Source organism: Cupriavidus sp. USMAHM13 (genome assembly GCF_001854285.1).
Taxonomy (GTDB): Bacteria; Pseudomonadota; Gammaproteobacteria; order Burkholderiales; family Burkholderiaceae; genus Cupriavidus; species Cupriavidus malaysiensis.
Genome location: NZ_CP017751.1, coordinates 2,113,931 through 2,133,204 on the forward strand (window position 1 = coordinate 2,113,931; position 19,274 = coordinate 2,133,204).

Genomic DNA, 19,274 nt, shown 5'->3' on the forward strand with positions numbered 1-19,274 from the left:
AGCAATGCCATGACCCAGGTATTCGAGCACGCCACACCGTTTACCGTTCACGATATCGCCGCGTTCCCGCTGGTCTGGACCCGGCGCGAGGCCGTCCGCCCGGGCTACGCCGCGCAGTGGGAGCGGGAGATGGACGAGCTGCTGCGGCAGCAGTTTCCCTTCGTGATCCTGATGCCGGAGCGCCAGGCCGAAGAGGAGCATGCGGACCGCAAGGTACGTGCGCTCTGGCTCAAGCGCAACAAGGAGGCGCTTGCCCGCCTCTGCAAGGCGGTGATCGCCGTCGAGCCGGATGCGCTCAAGCGCGTGGCCCTGAATGCACAGGCAGCGCTGGCGGTGAAGGCCTTCGGCGTACCGATGGCGATCGCGCCGTCGGCGCAGGCAGCGCAGGAACTGGCCAGGGAGCGGCTGGCCGGCTAGCCGCTCCGCCTGGCCGGCACACCGGCGCGGCCGCGGTCTACGCGGATGGCGAAGCCTGGCACGCCGACTGCCGGCAGCACCTATGCTGGTGGCAGTGGCTACGCCCACGTGAAGGAGAGACCGATGACGACGATCTGGACAGTGGTTGCGGACGGCAGCCGGGCACGGGTGTTCCAGAGCAACGGCCGTTCCCGCGATTTCGAGGAGATCCAGGATCTGCTGAATCCGCTCGGCAGGGCCCGCGACAGCCAGTTGCGGACCGATGCGCAGGGGCGCTTCGCTGGCAAGGGGGAGCCCTCGCATTCGATGTCGCCGCGTACCGATCCGGCGGCCAAGGAACATGAACTGTTCGCGCGCTGGCTTGGGCGCTTCCTCGACGAGGCGCGCATGGCCCGCCGCTTCGACAAGCTGCGGCTGGCGGCCGCGCCGCGTTTCCTGGGGCGCCTGCGTGTGCACCTGGGCAAGCAGGTGCGAGGCATGGTGATGGAGGAGATTCCCGGCGGACTGTGCAAGCTGGCCGCACCCGAGGTGCGCAGCCGCCTGGCCAGGCGCTGACCGGTGCCGCGCGCCCCGCCGGGGGCGCGTTCCGGTGGCCTGCCTGCACGCGCTGGGCCGTGAGCGCCGTGAGCGCGGCGGCGCCGGTGCTAGTAGGCGCGCTCGCCGATGGGGGCGGGGGCCTGGCTGGCGCTGGCAGGCATCGGCCTGGTCGCGGCGTCGAGCTTTGCCACCGCGGCGACGACGGCCGCGCGCGCTTGCGCATCCAGCGTCAGGCCGATGTGCCCGCTGCCTGGCACCAGCGTGACGGGGATGTCGGGCCGTCCGGCTTCGGCGAAGACCTGGGCGAAGCGGGCGGCCAGGAAGACCTCGTCGTCCACGCCGGCCAGCACCGCTGCCGGCTCGCGGATGGCGCGGATATCGTCCTGGTAGGCTTCGTCGGGCTGGAAATTCGTCACCAGGGCATAGGAATAGGTGCCGACCAGCCCGGCAGCGGATGCATTGCCGACGGCGAAGGCCACCACCGGCAGGTGGTTGTAGCGCGTGACGCCGATGCGGTTGAGCAGGGTCAGCGCGACCACGCGCGGCACGCCGACCGCCACCCAGCCGCCGGCATTGGGCCGGAAGCTGGCGGCGCGGCGGCTGGTGTAGGGGGCCAGGAACAGGTAATTGTCGAACAGCGCCTGGCGCGCTCCGCCGGCCACGCGGATGGCAAAGCCGCCGCCCGAGGAGAAGCCCGCCAGCGTGCTCGGGCGCGGCGGGCGCACGCTGCCCATGAAGTCCTGCAGGTCGTCGTCGAGCTGGCCGATGTAGGCGATGTCACCGTGCGGGCCCGAGTTGCCGTGGCCGCGGATATCGAGCGCGTAGACGGCGAAGCCCGCTCCGGCGAGGCTTTGCGCCAGCGGATGCACGCTCTGGCTGTTGGCCGATGAGCCGTGCACCAGCACCACGCTGCCGCGCGCGGCAGCGCCGCCCGCCGGCGCATAGCGGCGGTAGGCCAGTTGCGTGCCGTCGCGCGCCGCATAGTGCGACAGCGGCGGCAGCGCGCTGTAATCGACATTGCGGAAAGGGTTGCTGATGCTCAGCATCGGCTGCGGCCGCGTGGGGCCGCCGAAGGCGATGGCGGCCGCCAGCGCGACGAGCAGCAGCACGGCGCAGGCCGCGCAGGCCGAGAGGACGGTTCGCAGGTTCACAGGTGGCTTCTTGGTCCAGTTGCTGCGTCTGACAAGCGAAGAACGGCCGCGGAGAACGGCGGGCGAAGAACGGCGCACGAACAACGGCGCACGAACAACGTGGCCTGCAGCCAGCTGCACGCGCAGGCCAGCCTCGGACACTAGGCGCTTTCGCTCGTTCAGGCAATAGGTGCCTGCCCGGGCGGCTGGTCCATTGCGTCAGAGAAGGCGCACCGGAGCGGCGCCGCCTCCAGGTGGCAGGCCAGGTGCAACGCACAGCCATGGCACGGCCATGGCGGGCCTTTGCAACGACGCATACGGACGGCCCGGAGGCGCGGTCCGATCGGGGGTGCCTTTCGAATGCGCCGTGGACTAGAATCCTGGGTCCGGCGCCAATCCCGGCCGCGGCGGCATCCGGCCACCGGCCACTGCGCGCCCGGCTTCAACCCAGGCATCGAACGTGACCCTCCGCAGCTTCCAAGGCAAGACCCCGCAACTCGGCGACCGTGTGTTCGTCGACGCCAGCGCCGTCGTGATCGGCGACGTCGAGATCGGCAGCGACAGTTCCGTGTGGCCGCTGGTGACGATCCGCGGCGACATGCACCGCATCCGCATCGGCGCACGTACCAGCATCCAGGATGGCAGCGTCCTGCATATCACCCACGCCGGCCCGTTCAACGCGGACGGCTTTCCGCTCACCATCGGCGACGAGGTGACCGTGGGCCACAAGGTACTGCTGCATGGCTGCACCATCGGCAGCCGCATCCTGGTGGGCATGGGTTCCATCGTGATGGACGGCGCCGTGATCGAGGACGAGGTCATCCTCGGCGCCGGCAGCGTGGTGCCGCCCGGCAAGGTGCTGGCGAGCGGACATCTCTACGTCGGCAGTCCCGCCCGCCAGGTACGCGCGCTGACCGACAAGGAGCGCAGCTTCTTCAGCTATACCGCGGGCAATTACGTGAAGCTGCAGGCGCAGCACCGGGCCGAAGCAGACCAGGCCTGAGGCCGGGCGGCGCCGTGGGCACCGCCCGGGTATCGCCGTGCTCAGAACTTGTGGCGGATGCCGACTACCGCGCCGACCTGGTTGCGCTTGGCCGTGCCGTCGATGAAGGGGGCCGGCGCGCCATACAGGCTGTCGCCGCCGTTGACACCGAGGTTGGAGGCGACGCCCTGGCCGGCGTCGGCGCGGTTCCAGGCGAGCGCGACGTTCACGTAGGCATCGGTGCGCTTGGACAGCGCATAGTCCGCCGAGGCGACGAAGAGCCAGGGGTCGGCGCGCGTGTCGCGGAAGTCCTGGTAGTAGGCCGCGCCCTTCAGCGACAGCGCCGGCGTGGCTTGCAGGCCCAGGCCCGCCCACCACAAGTTGGCGCGCGAGTGGGGTGTCCCGGCCTGCAGCATGGCCCAGCGGTAGCCTGCGAAAGCCTTGACCGGGCCGATGGCGTAGCTGCCGGCGATTGCGGCGCGCTGTACCTTGACGTCGCGGCCGAGCGATTTATCGGTGGACGGCAAGCGCTGGTCGTAGATGGCGCCGACGCTGAACGGCCCGTCGGCGTAGCCGAGGCCGAAGGCATACTCACGGCCCAGGCGCGAGTCGCCCGGGCGCTCGCCCTCGTCGCCGTAGCCGAAGCTATACAGGGCCGATGCCGTCAGGCCGCCGAAGCTGCCGGTGTACTTGATGGCGTTATTGGCGCGGCCGGCCATGCCGCGATCCTGCGACAGCATGGAATAGCGCGCCGACAGCGCCATCGGGTCGTAGGTGATGCCGAAATCGTAGACCGGCGTCTGCTGGCGTCCCAGCGTCAGGCTGCCGAACTCGCCCTGCAGGCCGACCAGGGCCTGGCGGTCGAACAGGCGCGAGCCACCGCTGGTGCTGCCGGTATCGAGGTGGAAGCCGCTCTCCAGCGTGAAGACCGCCTTCAGGCCCTGGCCCAGGTCCTCGACGCCGCGCAGGCCCCAGCGCGAGCCGGACAGGTTGCCCGACGACATGCGCACGGTGCGGCCGTCGGCGCCGGGAGCATGCCCCTGCGACGCACGGTTGAGGGCTTCGATGCCGACGTCGGCGACGCCGTAGAGCGTCACGCTCGATTGGGCATGCAGCGTGCCCGAGGCCAGCAGGGCGGCCGACGCGGCGATCAGTCTGAGCTTCATGGTTTTTTCCTCCGTTCCTGTGTTTTCACAAGCACTCCTTGTGGACCGAGGATTATCGAAGGTCAAAAATATCCGCTCAATTCCTGCGCTGCCTGGTGTTGCTGGTCTGTTTTTCGTGTGAGATTAATATTTTTCTTATAAATCAATGGCTTGATTTATTTTTAATGAAAATTAGGAAAATAAACTTCCGAAAATAGAATATTCCCAACCGGCGCTGGGTCGCGCTGGGATAATCGGCATGTCCGGCATGTCCGGCATGTCCGGCATGTCCGGCATGTCCGGCATGGTCCGGCGTGCATGCCGGCGCCTCGAGGGCGTGTGCGGCCCCGGGTGGGACGCGCGTTCCCGCCTGGGGGGGGGGGCCAGCGAGGGAGCCGTGCCGCGCCTACAGCACCTTGCCCGGGTTCATCAGCCCGAGCGGATCCAGCGCCTGCTTGATGGCGCGCATCATGGCCAGCTCGACCTCGCTCTTGTAGCGCTGGTTTTCCTCGCGCTTGAGCTGGCCCAGCCCGTGCTCCGCCGAGATCGAGCCGCGGTGCGCATGCACGCTGTCGTGCACGATCTGGTTGACCGCTGCCTGGTTGGCGAGGAAGGCGTCGTGGTCGGTGCCTGCGGGCGGCGAGACGTTGTAGTGCAGGTTGCCGTCGCCGAGATGGCCGAACGTGACCATGCGCGCGCCCGGGAAGGCCTGCTGCAGCAGCGCGTCGGTGGCCTCGATGAAGTCGGCGATGCGCGAGATCGGCACGGCGATGTCGTGCTTGATGTTCTTGCCTTCCTCCACCTGGGCCAGCGGAATGTGCTCGCGCAGGTTCCAGAAGTCGCGCGACTGCTGCACCGATTCGGCCACGGCGGCGTCCTGGACCACGCCGGCCTCCAGCGCGGCCTGCATCATGGTCTCGAAGATCTGGCGCGCATGGTCCTCGCTTTCGCTGTCGGAGAGCTCCAGCAGCACCAGCTGGGGATAGGGCTGCACGAAGGGATAGCGCAGCTGCGGGAAGTGGCGCGTCACCAGCGTCATGCACAGCGCCGACATCAGCTCGAACCCGGTCAGCATGGCGCCGGCATGGGCCTGGGCGATGGCCAGCAGCGCCAGCGCCGCGCGCGGGCTGTCCACTGCCGCCAGCGCGGTGACGCGCGCGCGCGGCAGCGGATAGAGCTTCATCACGGCGGCGGTGATGATGCCCAGCGTGCCTTCGGCGCCGATGAAGAGGTCACGCAGGTCGTAGCCGGTATTGTCCTTGCGCAGGCCGCGCAGGCCGTCCCACAGTTCGCCGGACGGGGTCACCACTTCCAGCCCCAGGCACAGTTCGCGCGTGTTGCCGTAGCGCAGCACCGCGGTGCCGCCGGCATTGGTGCCGAGGTTGCCGCCGATGGTGCAGCTGCCTTCCGCCGCCAGGCTCAGCGGGAACAGGCGGCCGTGCTCGCGCGCCACTTCCTGCAGGTGCTGCAGCACCACGCCGGCCTCGACCGTGATGGTGTTGTTGAGCGGATCGACCTGGCGCACGCGCTTGAGCCGCTGCAGCGAGATCACCACCACCGGCCGTTCGCCGGCCGCGGCCGGGGTGGCACCGCCGCACAGGCCGGTGTTGCCGCCCTGGGGCACCATGGCCACGCGGTGCGCGTGGCAGGCATGCACCACCGTGGCCACTTCCTCGGCGCTGCCCGGGCGCAGCACGGCGAGCGCCTCGCCGGTGTAGCGCCGGCGCCAGTCGGTCAGGTAGGGCGCCAGGTCGTCGGCAGTGGTCAGCACATGCTGCGGCCCGATGGCGGCGCGGCACAGGTCGAGGAAGGAGTCGGGGCGGAAGGGGGTGGACATGGTGTCTGCAGGGTCGGGGATGGGCCGGGAGTCAGCGGCCGCGCGCGCTGGCGCGGGCACGTTGCTTGAACGGGCGCAGGTAGAGGATGGTGCTGACGAAGCACAGCAGGACCAGGGCCACCTCGATCCAGGCGTAGGTGGCGGACGGCTGGCGGTCGCTGGTGGCGCGCACGATGCCTTCGGTGAAGTAGAGCAGGATCAGCATCGACGACCACTGCATGGTGTAGCGGTCGCGGCGCAGCACCCCGCGCAGCGGCAGCAGCAGTGGCAGGCACTTCAGGACCAGCCATGAGCCGCCCGGGCGCAGCGGCGCCAGCAGCCATTCCCAGCCGACGCACAGCAGCAGCAGGGCAACGAGGCTGCCCGCCGACAGGGCGTGCAGTGCCGGATTGTGCAGGCGGGTGTCGTCGGTGGAGGGGGCGGCCGCCATCAGCGCACTCCCGCGTCGAGCCGCAGCGCCGTCTGCGCCAGGCGGCGCCCGAGCGCGCGCGCCAGCGCGCTTTCGTCCTCGGTGACCGGGCCGCTGTTGTCGACGTGGGCGTAGTGGCTGGCGCCATAGGGCGTGCCGCCGGAGCGCGTGGTCATCAGCGCGCTCTCGGAATAGGGCAGGCCGAGCAGCAGCATGCCGTGGTGCAGCAGCGGCAGCATCATGGACAGCAGCGTGCTTTCCTGTCCGCCATGCAGGCTGCCGGTCGAGGTGAAGACGCAGGCCGGCTTGCCGGCCAGGGCGCCGGACAGCCATTGCGCCACGGTGCCATCGAGGAAGTACTTCATCGGCGCGGCCATATTGCCGAAGCGGGTGGGGCTGCCGAGCGCCAGGCCGGCGCATTCCTCCAGGTCACGCAGCTCGGCGTAGGGCGGGCCGTTGCCGGGGATGTCGGGGGCAGTGGCTTCGCTGACGGTGGAGACCGGCGGCACGGTGCGCAGCCGCGCATGGGCGCCGGGCACGCTGTCGATGCCGCTGGCGATCAGTTCGGCCAGCCGGCGCGTGCTGCCGTGGCGGCTGTAGTACAGGACAAGGATTTCGGTCATCGGGGAGCGGAGCGGGCAGATGGTGTCGGGCTCTGGTCGTGCTTGGGGCGCGCCTGGGTCGTGCTTGGGCCGGGCTGGTGCCGGGCACGCAGCAGGCCGGTCCGCTGCGGGCGGGCCGGCAATAGCGGTTATTATAGATGTGGCCCCGGCGCCAGCTCCGGCTGCGCCGGGCCATCGTCATCGAAGCTGGAGCCGTGCCCCCAAATGTCCTCCGTCCGCCTGAACCGCCTGCGCCGCGGCTGGAACCTGCAGAAGCTGCGCGCGCTGCTGCGCTATGTGCTGCGCCGCGCCGGCGAAGACAAGCTGCCGCAGGTTGCCTCGAGCCTCACCTTCACCACCTTCCTGTCGGTGGTGCCGGTGCTGACCGTGGCCTTCGCCCTGCTGGCCGCCTTTCCCGTGTTCCGCGACTTCCGCGCGCAGATCGAGGCCTTCCTGTTCCAGAACCTGATTCCGGGCAATGTCAGCAATTCGATCTCGAGCTACCTGGGGCAGTTCTCCCGCAGCGCGCGCGGGCTGACCGCGATGGGCCTGGGCGGCCTGATGGTGACGGCTGTGCTGACCATGCTGACGGTGGAGAACGCGCTCAACGCCATCTGGCGCGTGCGCCGGCCGCGCCCGCTGGCGCAGCGCGTGCTGGTGTACTGGGCGACGCTGACCTTCGGGCCGGTGCTGATCGGCGCCAGCCTGTCGATCAGTTCCTACCTGATCTCGGTCTCGGCCGGCTACGTCGGCACCATGCCGTTCGGCGTCGGCCTGCTGGTCAGCATGGTGCCGGTGCTGCTGTCGGCGCTGGCCTTCGCCTTCCTCTACACCACGGTGCCCAATGCCTACGTGGACTGGCGCGACGCCATCGTCGCCGGGCTGGTGGCGGCGCTGGCCTTCGAACTGGCCAAGCGCGGCTTCGGCTACTTCATCACCCATATCCCGACCTATACGGTGGTCTACGGCACCTTCGCCGCGCTGCCGATCTTCCTGCTGTGGATCTACCTGAGCTGGCTGGTGACCTTGCTGGGCGCCACCATCGCCGCCAACCTGCCGGTGATCCGCCAGGGCCACTGGCGCCGGCGCAGCTTCGCCGGCAGCGAGTTCTTCGACGCGCTCGGCGTGCTCTACCTGTTGTACAAGGCGCGCGACGAGGTGCCGCGCAGCGTGGGCGAACTCGACCTGGGCCGCAAGCTGCGGGTGGAGGCCGACTACCTGGCGGCACTGCTGGGCAAGCTCAAGGCCATGCACCTGGTGGGCCGGCTGCAGCAGGAAAGAGGGCAGGCGCACTGGGCCTTGCTGTGCGATCCGAGCCAGGTGGCGCTGCGCACGCTGCACAGCCGACTGGTGCTCAACCTGCCGCGCCTGGCGCGCACCGCGCTGGCGCAGCAGCTGCAGGGCGGCGATGAGTTGAAGGCCATGCTCGACAATCCGCAGCTCGACCGCTCGCTGGAATCGGTCTTCCGCCAGGCGGAATATCCGGCCGGCGGCGGGGATGGCGGCAGCGAAGACCAGGGCAAGGGGCGCCGCCGCGCCTTGGAGGTGGTGCCGCCGGGCTGGCACGGCCAGGTCTGAGTCCGTGCCGCGGGCGGCGGCCCGCCGCGCGCGCTCAGAAGGGGAGGCGGCCGCGCAGGATGTCGGCGTACATCACCCAATCGCCCATCAGGCTGTAGAGCGGGTGGCGGAAGGTGGCCGGGCGGTTCTTCTCGAAGGCGAAGTGCCCGACCCAGGCGAAGGCATAGCCGGACACCACGGCGCCAGCGAGCCACCAGGCATTGCCGCTGGCGACCAGCGCGGCCAGGCACAGCAGCGCCACCGTGGAGCCGGCGAAATGCAGGCGGCGGCAGGTGCGGTTGCGGTGCTCGTTCAGGTAGAAGGGGTAGAAGGCGGCGAAGCTGTCGAATTCGCGCGTGGATGCCGGGCGCATGGCGGTCTCCTGTTTTCGTTGGAATACATCCGGAAAACAGTGTAGCGCGCCGCCGCGCGCCGGGCATGCTGCGGCGCGGACCGGGCGGCCCGCGCCGGGCAGGGGGCGGGCTTCAGCCGGCCGCCATCGCGCGGCGCGCGAACGCGGCCAGCGCGTCCAGCACTTCGTCGGGCTTCTCGCCCATCAGCGCGTGGCCGCACGGCACCGTGACCACGCTGGCGGCGGTCATCCTGGCCGCCAGCGCCTGGGCTGCCCTGGGCGAGGTCATCAGGTCCTTGCTGCCGCACACGAACAGCACCGGGCAACGCACCGCCGCCGCCGCTTCGTCGCCGTGGGCATAGGCGTTGCAGGCCGAGAAGTCGGTGTGGAAGACGTGGGCGCCAGGATTGCGCTGGGCCACTCGCTCCATCAGGCGCTGGTTGCCGCCGTGCATCCACGAGCCCGGGCCGGGCGAGGAGGGCTTGTTGGCCAGGCTGGACAGCGACCAGTTGTTGACCATGGCGATGGCCTGGTCCTCACGCTCCAGCGCGGCCTGCAGCAGCGCGTCGGAGACCTTCATCGGATAGGCGGTCGCCAGCAGCGCGGCCCCGCGTACCGAGTCGGGGTGGCGCGCCGCGCATTCCAGCGCGATCAGCGAGCCCATGCTGTGCCCGAACACGAGTACAGGGCCCTGCACGCCGGCGGCGCGGGCCAGGTCCATGACCCAGTCGGCCATGGCCTCGACGGTAGCGAGCGGTTCGCCTTCGCTGCGGTTGTGGCCGGGCAGGTCGACGGCGAGCACCGAGAAGCCGTGGTGGGCGAACCAGCGCGATTGCAGGGCCCAGACGCTGTGGTCGTTCTGCGCGCCGTGCACGAAGATGGCACAGGGCAGGGTGGGGTCGAAGGGTTTGCCGCCGGTGTAGGCGTAGGCCTTGCGGCCGGAAACGGTCAGTTCCATCAGGCTGTCCTCACTTGCCGCTCATGGATTTCTCGGCGGCCTTGAGGCCGCGCTTGAGGTCGTCGATCAGGTCGTCCGGGTCTTCCAGGCCCACCGACAGGCGGATGGTGCCTTCGCCGATGCCGGCCGATTGCAGCGCCGCCGCGTCCATGCGGAAATGGGTGGTCGAGGCCGGGTGGATCACCAGCGAGCGGGCGTCGCCCACGTTGGCCAGGTGGGAGAACAGCGTCAGGCTCTCGATGAAGCGCTGGCCCGCCACGCGGTTGCCCTTCAGGTTGAAGCTGAACACCGCGCCGCAGCCGCGCGGCAGCAGGCGTTTGGCCAGTTCGTAGTCGGGGTGGGATTCCAGCTCGGGATAGGCCACCGACTCGACCATCGGGTGCGACACCAGGAACTGCACCACGCGGCGCGCATTGTCGATATGCCGCTGCATGCGCAGCGGCAGCGTCTCGATGCCCTGCAGCAGCTGCCATGCCGCCATCGGGTTCATGCAGGCGCCGAAGTCGCGCAGGCCCTCGCGGCGCGCGCGCAGCAGGAAGGGCGCCACCGTGCTTTCCTCGGTGAACACCATGTTGTGGAAGCCCTCGTAGGGCTCCGACAGCTCGGGGAAACGCCCCGAGGCCTGGAAGTCGAAAGTGCCGCCCTCCACCAGCACGCCGCCGATGGTGGTGCCGTGGCCGCCCAGGAACTTGGTGGCCGAATGGTAGAGCAGGCCGGCGCCATGGTCGAAGGGCTTGAGCAGGTAGGGGGTGGTGAAGGTCGAGTCGACCAGCAGCGGGATCTTGTGCTCCTGGCCGAGCTGGGCCAGCGTCGGGATGTCGAGCACGTCCAGGCCGGGGTTGCCGAGCGTCTCGCCGAACAGCAGGCGGGTCTCCGGGCGGATGGCCGCGCGCCAGGCGTCGATGTCGCGCGCCTTGACGAAGGTGGTCTCGATGCCGAAGCGGCGCAGCGTGTAGTGCAGCAGGTTGTGCGAGCCGCCGTACAGCGCGCTGGAGGCGACGATATGGGAGCCCGCTCCCATCAGGGTGGCCACCGCCAGGTGCAGCGCGGCCTGGCCGGAAGCCACGCCGATCGCGCCGACGCCGTTCTCCAGTGCCGCCACGCGCTCCTCGAATACCGCCACGGTGGGGTTGGAGATGCGCGAATAGACGTGGCCGGCCCGTTCCATATTGAACAGCGAGGCCGCGTGCTCGCTGTCGCGGAACACGAAGGACGTGCTCAGGTGGATCGGGGTGGCGCGCGCCCCGGTGGCGGGATCGGGCGCGGCGCCGGCATGCAGCGCCAAGGTGTCGAAGCGGGTTCCGGACATGATGAGGCAGGCTGAAGTGGATTCCGGCGTGCATCGTAGCATCGCGCGCGCGCCGCCGGCACCCCCCGCAGGCGCCTCTCCGGGCGCCCGGAGAGGCGCCTGTGCTTTACTTCGGCGGCCCGTTTCGGCTAGGATCGGGCGCATGAGGTTGTGCAGTGCTCGCGGCGCCGGGCCGACATACCCTTCCAACAAACATTATTCCTACCCAACACCGGCTATCCCGAGCCCCAGCGCCTGCAGCGCGGGCATCCGGCCAGACCCAGCGGAGACCATCATGAAAGTCAGCGACATCCTGCAGATCAAGGGCAACACGCTCTTCACCGTGACGCCGGACACGTCCCTGATGCAGGCCGTGCACACCATGTCGGAGCACGATATCGGCTCCCTGGTGGTGATGGAGTACGGCGATCTGGTCGGCATGCTCACGTTCCGCGAGATCATCCAGACCCTGGCGGCGAACAATGGCGCCGTGGGCACCGTCAGCATCCGCAAGGTGATGGACGACGCCCCGTTGACCTGCACCATGGAGACCGACGTCGACGAGGTGCGCCGCATGATGCTGGCGCGCCATGCGCGCTACCTGCCGGTGATGGACAACCGCACCCTGATGGGCGTGATTTCCTTCTACGACGTGGCCAAGGCGGTGGTCGAGGAGCAGAGCTTCGAGAACCGTATGCTCAAGGCCTACATCCGCGACTGGCCCGAGGAGCGGGCCGACTGAGTCCCCGGCGTCGCAGGCGGGCGCCATCGGCGCGCCCGCGGGTGCGCCGATGGCGCGGCGCCCGCGGCGGCCGCTGCCGGCGACGGCCGGCGTCCTGCCCGGACGGGCCAATTCCTGCGTCCCCATGAGCGATCCCAAGAGCCACTCCAAGAGCCACTCCAAGAGCCAGTTCCAACTGCTGTCCACGCGCCGTTTTGCTCCCTTCTTCTGGACGCAGTTCCTGGGGGCGATGAACGACAATGTCTTCAAGGTGGCCTTCACGTCGCTGGTCACCTACCATGCCACGCTGTTCGAGGGCGTCGACCCGCACAGCGCCGCGTTCCTGATCTCGGCCATCTTCATCGCGCCCTTCGTGCTGTTCTCGGCCACCAGCGGCCAGATCGCCGACAAGATGGAGAAGTCGCGCCTGATCCGCCTGGTCAAGTCGCTGGAGATCGTCATCATGGCATTGGGGCTGGCCGGCTTCGTCTGGCACAGCGCACCGGTGCTGTACGCCTGCACCTTCCTGATGGGGCTGCATTCCACGCTGTTCGGGCCGGTCAAGTTCGCCTACCTGCCGCAGCACCTCGACGAGACCGAGCTGGTGGGCGGCAACGGCATGGTCGAGATGGGCACTTTCGTGGCCATCCTGATCGGCACCCTGGTGGGCGGCGAGCTGGCCGGCCTGAGCCGCGGCGGGGACGTGATCGGGCCGCTCTACGTGGGCGCACTCTGCCTCGCGCTGGCGCTGGCGGGCCGGCTGGTGTCGCGCGGCGTGCCGGTTTCGCCGGCGCCGCAGCCGGACCTGCGCATCAACTGGAACCCGCTCAGCGAGACCTGGCGCAACCTGAAGCTGGCGCACCAGAACCGCACCGTCTTCCTCAGCCTGCTGGGCATTTCCTGGCTGTGGTTCCTCGGTGCCACCATGCTGACTTCCTTCTTCGGCTTCGCCAAGGAGGTGCTCGGCGGCGACCAGAACGTGGTGACGATGCTGCTGGCGGTCTTTTCGCTCGGCATCGGCATCGGCTCGCTGCTGTGCGAGCGCCTCTCGGGGCGCCACGTGGAAATCGGGCTGGTGCCGTTCGGCTCGATCGGCATGAGCGTGTTCGCCATCGAGCTGTATTTCGCCAGCCATGGCGAGCACCATGCCGCGCTGTCGGGGGTCGGCGACTTCCTGGCCGATCCGCGCCACTGGCGCGTGCTGGCGGACCTGTTCCTGCTGGCCATGTTCGGCGGCTTCTACAGCGTGCCGCTCTACGCCCTGATCCAGAGCCGCAGCGCGCCCACGCACCGCGCCCGCATCATCGCCGCCAACAACATCCTCAACAGCCTGTTCATGATCGCCGCCTCGCTGCTGGGCGTGGCGATGACGCAGGCCGGCTACACCATTCCGCACCTGTTCCTGGTGGTGGGCCTGCTCAATGTGGTGGTGGCGCTCTACGTTTATTCGCTGGTGCCGGAGTTCCTGCTGCGCTTCATCGCCTGGATCCTGGTGCATACGGTCTACCGGCTGCGCCGCATCCATGCCGAGCGCATTCCGGAGGCGGGCGCGGCGGTGCTGGTGTGCAACCACGTGAGCTTCGCCGATGCGGTGGTGCTGATGGCGGCGAGCCCCCGCCCGGTGCGCTTCGTGATGGATCACCGCATCTTCAAGGTGCCGCTCCTGTCGTGGTTCTTCCGGCAGGCGGGGGCGATCGCCATCGCGCCCGCGCACGAGGACGGCACGCTGCTGGCGCGCGCCTACGACCGCATTGCGGCGGCCCTGGCCGAGGGCGATCTCGTCTGCATCTTCCCGGAAGGCAAGATCACGGCGGACGGCGAGCTCAATCCCTTCAAGCAGGGCGTGATGCAGATCATCGGCCGCACGCCGGTGCCGGTGGTGCCGATGGCGCTGCGCGGCCTGTGGGGCAGCTTCTTCTCGCGCAAGGGCGGGGCGGCCATGTCGCGGCCGTTCCGGCGCGGCATCCTGAGCCGGCTGGAGCTGGTGGTGGGCGAGCCGATCGCGCCGGAGGCGGTGACGCCGGAAGGCTTGCGCCAGGTGGTGCTCGACCTGCGCGGCGACTGGCGTTGAGCGTGGTGCCGGACGTGGTGCCGGGGCTGCCCCGTGCGCTCCGGCGCAGTCTTCATCTTCCCGGGAGCAGGTAGCGATGATCGTCCTCTACACCTTCGGGCCGGCCTTCGGCCTGCCGGATGCCAGCCCGTTCGTCACCAAGGCGGACATGCTGCTCAAGCTGGCGGGCCTGCCGTACCGTTCCGAGCGCGGCAGCCTGCGGCGGGCACCCAAGGGCAAGTTGCCCTACCTGGACGACAGCGGCCGCATCGTGGCGGATTCGACGCTGATCCGCTGGCATCTCGAAAAGACCTACCACATCGATTTCGACGAGGGTCTCAGCGCTGCCGAGCGCGGCATCGCCTGGGCGGTGGAGAAGCTGCTGGAGGATAACCTGTACTGGGCCATCGCCCGCATGCGCTGGCTCGAGGGCGACAACTTCGCCAAGGGGCCGGCGCAGTTCTTCCGCGCGGTGCCGGCGCCGCTGCGCGGGCTGGTCGAGGCCCTGGTGCGGCGCAAGGTCAGGCAGGCGCTGTGGGCGCAGGGGCTGGGCCGGCATGCGCCGGAGGAGCTGCTGGCGCTGGCCGCCAAGGGCATGGCCTCCGTGGCCGATATCCTGGGCGACAAGCCTTACCTGATGGGTGATCGCCCATGTGGTGCAGACGCCACGCTGTTCGCCTTCGCCATGGGGGCGCTGGCGCCGGCGTTCGAGTCGCCGATCCGCGCGGCGGCGGCCTCGCATGCCAATGTGGTGGCCTACGTCGAACGCATGCGCCGCTGCTACTATCCGGAGCTGGCCGCGCCGGCGGCGGTGCCGCCCGCGCCATGGCCGGCAGCTGCCGCCTGAGTGCGCGGCACGGCTGGGGCAAAGCGGCACAATGGCCTTACAATGTAGGCCGTTCCCTCTTCCTGTGCGCTCCCCATCATGTCCGGCAATACCTTAGGCCTGCTCTTCACTGTCACGACTTTCGGCGAATCGCATGGCCCGGCCATCGGTGCGGTGATCGACGGCTGCCCGCCGGGCATGGCGCTGAGCGAGGCGGATATCCAGGGCGACCTGGACCGCCGCCGTCCCGGCACTTCCCGCCACGTGACGCAGCGCCAGGAAGCCGACCAGGTCGAGATCCTGTCGGGCGTGTTCGAGGGCAAGACCACCGGCACGCCGATCTGCCTGCTGATCCGCAACACCGACCAGCGCAGCAAGGACTACGGCAATATCGTCGAGACCTTCCGCCCCGGCCACGCCGACTACACCTACTGGCAGAAGTACGGCATCCGCGATCACCGCGGCGGCGGCCGCTCGTCGGCCCGCCTGACGGCGCCCGTGGTAGCGGCCGGCGCGGTGGCCAAGAAATGGCTGCGCGAGCAGTACGGCACCGAGATCCGCGGCTACCTGTCGCAGCTGGGCGAGATCGAGGTGCCCTTCGTCGACTGGTCGCAGGTCGGCGAGAACCCCTTCTTCGTGCCCAATGCCGACATCGTGCCGGAACTGGAAACCTATATGGATGCGCTGCGGCGCGACGGCGACTCGGTCGGCGCGCGCATCGAGGTGGTGGCCAGCCAGGTGCCGGTCGGCCTGGGCGAGCCCTTGTTCGACAAGCTCGATGCCGACATCGCCTATGCGCTGATGGGCATCAACGCGGTCAAGGGTGTGCAGATCGGCGCCGGCTTCGACAGCGTCGCGCAGCGCGGCAGCCAGCACGGCGACGAACTGACCGCTGCCGGATTCCGCAGCAATAACGCGGGCGGCGTGCTGGGCGGCATCTCGACCGGCCAGGACATCACGGCCTCGCTGGCGATCAAGCCGACCTCCAGCATCCGCACGCCGCGCGAATCGATCGACAAGGCCGGCCAGGCCGCCACCGTCGAGACCTTCGGCCGCCACGATCCCTGCGTGGGCATCCGCGCCACCCCGATCGCCGAAGCCATGCTGGCGCTGGTGCTGATCGACCACGCCTTGCGCCACCGCGCTCAGTGCGGCGACGTGCGCGTGGACACGCCGCGCATCCCGGCCCAGGCTCCGCAACAAGGCTGAGTTGCAGCCCGCCGGCCAGGCCGCGGGCGCGCGCGTGCCGCTGACGCGCTTCGGCCTGTTCTACCTGGGCTACTACAGCTACGTGGGGGTGGTGTCGCCCTACGTCAGCCTGTTCTTTGCCGGCCGCGGCTTCTCGGCGCTGCAGATCGGCGTGCTGATGGCCTGTTTCCAGGTCACCCGCATCGCCGGGCCCTATCTGTGGGGCTGGCTGTCCGACGTCACCCATACCCGCGTGCGCATCCTGCGCTTCACTGCCGTGTGCGCGCTGCTGGCCTTCCTGGCGGTGCCCGGCGTGCATGGCTACGGCGCCATGGTGGCCATGATGCTCGGCCTCAACCTGATCACCAGCGCCATGTCACCGCTGGGCGACGCGCTGACCATCTCCACCTTGCGCCGCCATGGCGCCTTCGACCACCGTTATGGCCGCATCCGCATGTTCGGCTCGGCCGGCTTCATCGCCGCGGTACTGCTGGGCGGGGCCTTGTTCGAGCGGGTCGGCATCGACGCTTTCCCGTGGCTGGCAAGCGCCACGCTCGCGCTGTTCACGCTGGTGGTGGCAGGAATGCGGGATGCGCCGGAGGAGGGGCCGCGCACGCGGCCGCCGCCGGCCATGCCGCTGCTGCGGCGTGCCGACGTGGCCTGGTTCCTGGGCGCATCCTTCCTGATGATGTTCGCGCACGCAGCGCTCTACGTGTTCTATTCGCTGTACCTGGAACGGCTCGGCTACAGCAAGTTCGCCATCGGCGTGATGTGGACCATCGGCGTGGTGGCCGAGATCGTGTTCTTCTTCTATCAGGGCCGCCTGTTCGCACGGGTGCCGCTGCGCGCGATCCTGGCCGGGACCTTCCTGCTGGCGGCGCTGCGTTTCGGCCTGACCGGTTACTTCGGGCAACTGGCCTGGCTGATGGCGGCGGTGCAACTGCTGCACGCGGCGACCTTCGCCGCGCACCACAGCGCCAGCCTCAAGCGCCTGCAGCATTGGTTCGCCGGGCCGCTGCAGGGGCGCGGGCAGGCGCTCTACACCGGGATTTCCTACGGCCTGGGCGGCACCCTGGGCGGACTGGCGATGGGCTGGACCTGGAAAGCGCTCGGTCCCGAGCACACCTTCGGGCTGGCCGCGCTGGCGGCCCTGCTGGGCGCGCTGTGCGCCTGGCTGAGCTTCGCTGGCGAGGCACGGCCGGCGCTGCCGGCCGCAGGCTGAGGCGCGGCGCTGTTCAGGCGAGCAGGGCGGCCACGCGCTCGCCGATGGCGAGGGAAGACGTCAGCCCCGGTGACTCGATGCCGAACAGGTTGACCAGCCCCGGCACGCCGTGCACGGCGGGGCCGTCGATGCGGAAGTCGGCCGCGGTCTCGCCCGGTCCGCTGATCTTGGGGCGGATGCCGGCATAGCCCGGCTGCAGCGTGCCGTCGGCCAGTCCGGGCCAGTAGCGGCGCACCTCGCCATAGAAACTGTCGGCGTCCGACGGGTCGACGCCATACTCGATCTCGTCGATCCAATGCACGTTCGGGCCGAAGCGTGCCTGGCCGCCCAGGTCGAGCGTCAGGTGCACACCCAGGCCGGCGGCCTCGGGCACCGGGTAGATCAGCCGCGAGAAGGGTGCGCGGCCGGCCAGCGTGAAATAGCAGCCCTTGGCGTAATACTGCGGCGGGATATGCTCAGCGGGCAGGCCGGCGATGCGGCGCGCCAGGGCGGGGGCCGTCAGGCCGGCGGCATTGACGACGCTGCGTGCCAGCAGCGTGGTGGTGCCTGCGCCGTCGGCGGCGCCGACCTCGAGCCGGATGCCGGTGTCGCCGGCCGCGCCGGACAGCACCGGCGACTGCACGGCCAGCATGGCGCCGGCACGCTCGGCATCGCCCAGCAGCGCCGTCATCAGGCCATGGCTGTCGATGATGCCGGTGGACGGCGACAACAGCGCGGCCTGGCATTCGAGCTGTGGTTCCAGCGCGCGCGCCTCGTCGCGCGACAGCAGGCGCAGGTCGTCCACGCCGTTGGCGGCCGCCTTGGCGCGGATGCCGTCCAGCGTGGCCACCTGCTCCAGGCTGGTGGCCACGATCAGCTTGCCGCAGCGCTGGTGGCTGACATGGTGGTCGGCACAGTAGTCGTAGAGCATGGCCTTGCCGCGCACGCACAGCTCCGCCTTCAGCGAGCCGGCCGGGTAGTAGATGCCGGCGTGGATCACTTCGCTGTTGCGCGCGCTGGTGATGGTGCCGAAGGCATTCTCCGCTTCCAGGATGATCACCTCGCGGCCCTGCTGCGCCAGCGCCCGCGCTACCGCCAGGCCGACCACGCCGGCGCCGATCACCACGCAATCCACTTGTTCCATCTTGCTTCCTTTTCGTTGTTCGTTGTTGCCAGTGACCGGCGAGCTACCGGCGAGCTACCGGTGAGCTAGCAGCCAGTGACCGGTCACAGGTTTCTGTTCCTTGCCGTTCGTCATGGCGCCTGCGCGGCGCGCCCGGCTGGCCTCAGCCCGGTTCCAGGCCCATGCGCCGTGCCGCCGCCAGCAGGTGCCGGCGTGCCGCCTGGCGCGCGGCAGCCGGATTGGCGGCGGCGATGGCCTCGACCAGGGCAGCGTGCTCGGCATCCGCGGCGCCGTGGCCGCCGCGGAAACGGGCGGCGTTTTCCCAGGCCGTCTGGCGGGCTTGCAGCAGGTGCTGGCCGACCAGGTCGGTCAGGCCGGTGAAACAGGGGTTGTGCGCGGCGGCGGCGATCGCGTGGTGGAAGGCCACGTCGGCAGCCGCCGCGCCGGCGAAGTCACCGGCGCGGGTGCGCATCGCCTCCAGCGCCGCACGGATGGCGGCAAGGTCGGCCTCGGTGCGCCGTGCGGCCGCCATCTCGGCGCAGGCGGTCTCCACCACCATGCGCAGCTCGAACAGCTGGACCGGTGTCGGTCCCCCGTCCGGTGCGCTGTTGACGCGCCAGACCTGCCCGCCGGGCGTGTCCGACACATAGGCGCCGGATCCCTTGCGGGTCAGCAGTACGCCGTCCGCCTTCAGCAGGGCGATGGCTTCGCGCACGATCGGGCGGCTCACGCCGAAGGCTTGCGCCAGCGCGGCTTCGGCCGGCAGGCGCGCGCCGGGCGCGAAGCGGCCGGCTGCGATGTCGGCGCGCAGGGCGTCGGCGATGCGGGTGGCGAGCGATGCAGGGCGGCTCAGGGTATCCATCGGCGTGGCTTGAATCTGTCAGGCTGTCAGACAGCATGGGGCGATGGGCGTATTCTGCTGAGCCCGGCCGGCGCCGTCAAGTGCGGCCA

19 protein-coding genes are annotated in these 19,274 nt (G+C 69.7%); 9 read left to right on the top strand and 10 right to left on the bottom strand.

Going from position 1 to position 19,274, the window contains the following annotated elements; translation table 11 throughout:
- The first annotated feature begins 9 nt into the window (after nt 1–9).
- Both BKK81_RS09325 and BKK81_RS09330 read left to right on the top strand, forming a co-directional pair.
- The gene (locus tag BKK81_RS09325; protein WP_071012320.1) at nt 10–417 is read left to right on the top strand and encodes a hypothetical protein; all 408 of its coding nucleotides are present in this window, start codon (nt 10–12) and stop codon (nt 415–417) included.
- 123 nt (nt 418–540) lie between these two features.
- Nucleotides 541–972: a host attachment protein gene (locus tag BKK81_RS09330; protein ID WP_071012322.1), complete on the top strand. Its 432-nt coding sequence runs from the start codon at nt 541–543 to the stop codon at nt 970–972.
- A gap of 89 nt (nt 973–1,061) precedes the next feature.
- On the opposite strand, the gene BKK81_RS09335 is transcribed toward BKK81_RS09330, so the two are convergent.
- Nucleotides 1,062–2,105 (bottom strand): alpha/beta hydrolase, encoded by a 1,044-nt coding sequence (locus BKK81_RS09335; protein WP_071012324.1) that lies wholly within the window; start codon nt 2,103–2,105, stop codon nt 1,062–1,064.
- A 439-nt stretch (nt 2,106–2,544) separates the two neighbouring features.
- On the opposite strand from BKK81_RS09335, the gene BKK81_RS09340 reads away from it, so the two are divergent.
- A complete protein-coding gene (locus BKK81_RS09340) occupies nt 2,545–3,087 on the top strand; it encodes a gamma carbonic anhydrase family protein (RefSeq protein WP_071012325.1) in 543 nt (180 codons plus the stop codon).
- Between the two features lie 41 nt (nt 3,088–3,128).
- On the opposite strand, the gene BKK81_RS09345 is transcribed toward BKK81_RS09340, so the two are convergent.
- The 4 genes from BKK81_RS09345 to wrbA form a co-directional block, all read right to left on the bottom strand.
- On the bottom strand, nt 3,129–4,232 hold the full coding sequence (locus BKK81_RS09345) for a porin (protein WP_071012327.1): 1,104 nt from the start codon (nt 4,230–4,232) through the stop codon (nt 3,129–3,131).
- 385 nt (nt 4,233–4,617) lie between these two features.
- A complete protein-coding gene (locus BKK81_RS09350; RefSeq protein WP_071012328.1) occupies nt 4,618–6,048 on the bottom strand; it encodes an FAD-binding oxidoreductase in 1,431 nt (476 codons plus the stop codon).
- Nucleotides 6,049–6,079: 31 nt separating this feature from the next.
- Nucleotides 6,080–6,478 carry a DUF2069 domain-containing protein gene (locus BKK81_RS09355; protein WP_071012330.1) on the bottom strand — a complete coding sequence of 133 codons (399 nt, stop codon included), beginning with the start codon at nt 6,476–6,478 and terminating at the stop codon, nt 6,080–6,082.
- A complete protein-coding gene (wrbA, locus tag BKK81_RS09360; RefSeq protein WP_071012331.1) occupies nt 6,478–7,080 on the bottom strand; it encodes an NAD(P)H:quinone oxidoreductase in 603 nt (200 codons plus the stop codon). The genes BKK81_RS09355 and wrbA overlap by 1 nt, the downstream gene beginning before the upstream one ends.
- Nucleotides 7,081–7,284: 204 nt before the next feature.
- Here wrbA and BKK81_RS09365 point away from each other — a divergent pair, with 204 nt between their 5' ends.
- Nucleotides 7,285–8,637, top strand: a complete 1,353-nt coding sequence (locus tag BKK81_RS09365; RefSeq protein ID WP_071012333.1) for a YihY family inner membrane protein — start codon at nt 7,285–7,287, stop codon at nt 8,635–8,637.
- A gap of 34 nt (nt 8,638–8,671) precedes the next feature.
- Here BKK81_RS09365 and BKK81_RS09370 read toward each other — a convergent pair whose 3' ends face one another.
- The 3 genes from BKK81_RS09370 to BKK81_RS09380 all read right to left on the bottom strand — a co-directional run bounded on the left by BKK81_RS09370 (nt 8,672) and on the right by BKK81_RS09380 (nt 11,235).
- Nucleotides 8,672–8,989 carry an Mpo1-like protein gene (locus BKK81_RS09370; protein ID WP_071012335.1) on the bottom strand — a complete coding sequence of 106 codons (318 nt, stop codon included), beginning with the start codon at nt 8,987–8,989 and terminating at the stop codon, nt 8,672–8,674.
- Between the two features lie 112 nt (nt 8,990–9,101).
- Nucleotides 9,102–9,926, bottom strand: coding sequence for an alpha/beta fold hydrolase (locus BKK81_RS09375; protein ID WP_071012337.1), 825 nt, complete (start codon nt 9,924–9,926; stop codon nt 9,102–9,104).
- Nucleotides 9,927–9,936: 10 nt separating this feature from the next.
- Complete coding sequence (locus tag BKK81_RS09380) at nt 9,937–11,235, bottom strand: O-acetylhomoserine aminocarboxypropyltransferase (RefSeq protein ID WP_071012339.1); 1,299 nt, start codon at nt 11,233–11,235, stop codon at nt 9,937–9,939.
- Nucleotides 11,236–11,509: 274 nt separating this feature from the next.
- On the opposite strand from BKK81_RS09380, the gene BKK81_RS09385 reads away from it, so the two are divergent.
- From BKK81_RS09385 to BKK81_RS09405, 5 genes are all read left to right on the top strand, one after another.
- On the top strand, nt 11,510–11,956 hold the full coding sequence (locus BKK81_RS09385; RefSeq protein ID WP_071012340.1) for a CBS domain-containing protein: 447 nt from the start codon (nt 11,510–11,512) through the stop codon (nt 11,954–11,956).
- A gap of 124 nt (nt 11,957–12,080) precedes the next feature.
- A complete protein-coding gene (locus BKK81_RS09390) occupies nt 12,081–14,006 on the top strand; it encodes an MFS transporter (RefSeq protein ID WP_071016268.1) in 1,926 nt (641 codons plus the stop codon).
- Nucleotides 14,007–14,082: 76 nt separating this feature from the next.
- Nucleotides 14,083–14,832, top strand: a complete 750-nt coding sequence (locus tag BKK81_RS09395; RefSeq protein WP_071012342.1) for a glutathione S-transferase C-terminal domain-containing protein — start codon at nt 14,083–14,085, stop codon at nt 14,830–14,832.
- 78 nt (nt 14,833–14,910) lie between these two features.
- Nucleotides 14,911–16,020, top strand: coding sequence for a chorismate synthase (gene aroC / locus BKK81_RS09400; RefSeq protein ID WP_071012344.1), 1,110 nt, complete (start codon nt 14,911–14,913; stop codon nt 16,018–16,020).
- A gap of 1 nt (nt 16,021) precedes the next feature.
- The gene (locus BKK81_RS09405) at nt 16,022–17,221 is read left to right on the top strand and encodes an MFS transporter (RefSeq protein ID WP_071012346.1); all 1,200 of its coding nucleotides are present in this window, start codon (nt 16,022–16,024) and stop codon (nt 17,219–17,221) included.
- A 13-nt stretch (nt 17,222–17,234) separates the two neighbouring features.
- Here the strand turns inward: BKK81_RS09405 and BKK81_RS09410 are convergent, their stop codons facing one another.
- The gene (locus tag BKK81_RS09410) at nt 17,235–18,344 is read right to left on the bottom strand and encodes an NAD(P)/FAD-dependent oxidoreductase (protein WP_071012348.1); all 1,110 of its coding nucleotides are present in this window, start codon (nt 18,342–18,344) and stop codon (nt 17,235–17,237) included.
- 142 nt (nt 18,345–18,486) lie between these two features.
- Nucleotides 18,487–19,185, bottom strand: coding sequence for a FadR/GntR family transcriptional regulator (locus BKK81_RS09415; RefSeq protein ID WP_071012350.1), 699 nt, complete (start codon nt 19,183–19,185; stop codon nt 18,487–18,489).
- Nucleotides 19,186–19,274 lie beyond the last annotated feature (89 nt).

Coding starts and splice junctions, on each gene's coding strand:
- BKK81_RS09385 (WP_071012340.1), top strand. CDS start 11,510: ATGAAAGTCAGCGACATCCTGCAGATCAAGGGCAACACGCTCTTCACC.
- BKK81_RS09370 (WP_071012335.1), bottom strand. CDS start 8,989: ATGCGCCCGGCATCCACGCGCGAATTCGACAGCTTCGCCGCCTTCTAC.
- BKK81_RS09345 (WP_071012327.1), bottom strand. CDS start 4,232: ATGAAGCTCAGACTGATCGCCGCGTCGGCCGCCCTGCTGGCCTCGGGC.
- BKK81_RS09365 (WP_071012333.1), top strand. CDS start 7,285: ATGTCCTCCGTCCGCCTGAACCGCCTGCGCCGCGGCTGGAACCTGCAG.
- BKK81_RS09395 (WP_071012342.1), top strand. CDS start 14,083: ATGATCGTCCTCTACACCTTCGGGCCGGCCTTCGGCCTGCCGGATGCC.
- BKK81_RS09330 (WP_071012322.1), top strand. CDS start 541: ATGACGACGATCTGGACAGTGGTTGCGGACGGCAGCCGGGCACGGGTG.
- BKK81_RS09350 (WP_071012328.1), bottom strand. CDS start 6,048: ATGTCCACCCCCTTCCGCCCCGACTCCTTCCTCGACCTGTGCCGCGCC.
- BKK81_RS09325 (WP_071012320.1), top strand. CDS start 10: ATGACCCAGGTATTCGAGCACGCCACACCGTTTACCGTTCACGATATC.
- BKK81_RS09415 (WP_071012350.1), bottom strand. CDS start 19,185: ATGGATACCCTGAGCCGCCCTGCATCGCTCGCCACCCGCATCGCCGAC.
- BKK81_RS09380 (WP_071012339.1), bottom strand. CDS start 11,235: ATGTCCGGAACCCGCTTCGACACCTTGGCGCTGCATGCCGGCGCCGCG.
- wrbA (WP_071012331.1), bottom strand. CDS start 7,080: ATGACCGAAATCCTTGTCCTGTACTACAGCCGCCACGGCAGCACGCGC.
- BKK81_RS09390 (WP_071016268.1), top strand. CDS start 12,081: ATGAGCGATCCCAAGAGCCACTCCAAGAGCCACTCCAAGAGCCAGTTC.
- aroC (WP_071012344.1), top strand. CDS start 14,911: ATGTCCGGCAATACCTTAGGCCTGCTCTTCACTGTCACGACTTTCGGC.
- BKK81_RS09410 (WP_071012348.1), bottom strand. CDS start 18,344: ATGGAACAAGTGGATTGCGTGGTGATCGGCGCCGGCGTGGTCGGCCTG.
- BKK81_RS09375 (WP_071012337.1), bottom strand. CDS start 9,926: ATGGAACTGACCGTTTCCGGCCGCAAGGCCTACGCCTACACCGGCGGC.
- BKK81_RS09355 (WP_071012330.1), bottom strand. CDS start 6,478: ATGGCGGCCGCCCCCTCCACCGACGACACCCGCCTGCACAATCCGGCA.